This window comes from Streptomyces hazeniae (assembly GCF_031845485.1).
In the GTDB taxonomy this organism is placed as follows: Bacteria; Actinomycetota; Actinomycetes; order Streptomycetales; family Streptomycetaceae; genus Streptomyces; species Streptomyces hazeniae.
This window is the reverse complement of the sequence record NZ_JAVREQ010000085.1, coordinates 1-644: the sequence shown is the minus strand read 5'-3', so window position 1 is coordinate 644 and position 644 is coordinate 1. Positions and strand designations below refer to the sequence as shown.

The following is a 644-nucleotide window of genomic DNA, read 5'->3' as shown; positions in this document are numbered from 1 at the left end:
ATCCAGACGGTCTGGGCGGTAGCGCCGCAGATCTGGCTTCCGGTGGCGGAGCCGCCAATCCAACATCAGGGCGAAAGGCCGATCTCATATGACCGAGAAGATCCGCGTATTCCAGGTGGCGACCGGCAACGTCGGCACCGAGATGATCAAACGCATCGGCAAGCGGCCCGACCTCGAACTCATCGGATTGCACTGCTACACACCGGAAAAGGTCGGCCGAGACGCAGGCGAGATCGCCGGCATCGATCCGATCGGGGTGACGGCGACGGGTTCGATCGAGGAGATCATCGCGGCCAAGCCTGACGTATTGACGTTCCACGGTGTCTTTCCGGATGAGGACCTCTACGTGAAAGTCCTTGAGGCCGGCATCAACATCGTCACCACCGCGGACTGGATCACCGGCTGGCACCGCGACACCAACCACCCGCATCCCTCCGGCAAGCCGGTGTCCCGGTTGCTGGCCGAGGCGTGCGCGAAGGGCTCCTCGACGTTCTACGGCACCGGCATGACCCCCGGCGTGAACCAGATCCTTGGCGTGGTGTGCTCGGCCGACGTCGCCGAGATCGAGAACGTCACCACCATCGAATCCGTCGACGTGTCATGCCATCACAGCAAGGACACCTGGATCGAGGTCGGCTACGGCC

At 63.4% G+C, this 644-nt stretch carries 1 pseudogene; it reads left to right on the top strand.

What is annotated here, in order from left to right:
• Positions 1-88: 88 nt before the first annotated feature.
• Positions 89-644 (top strand): annotated as a pseudogene (locus RM572_RS28690) (hypothetical protein); the annotation flags it as partial.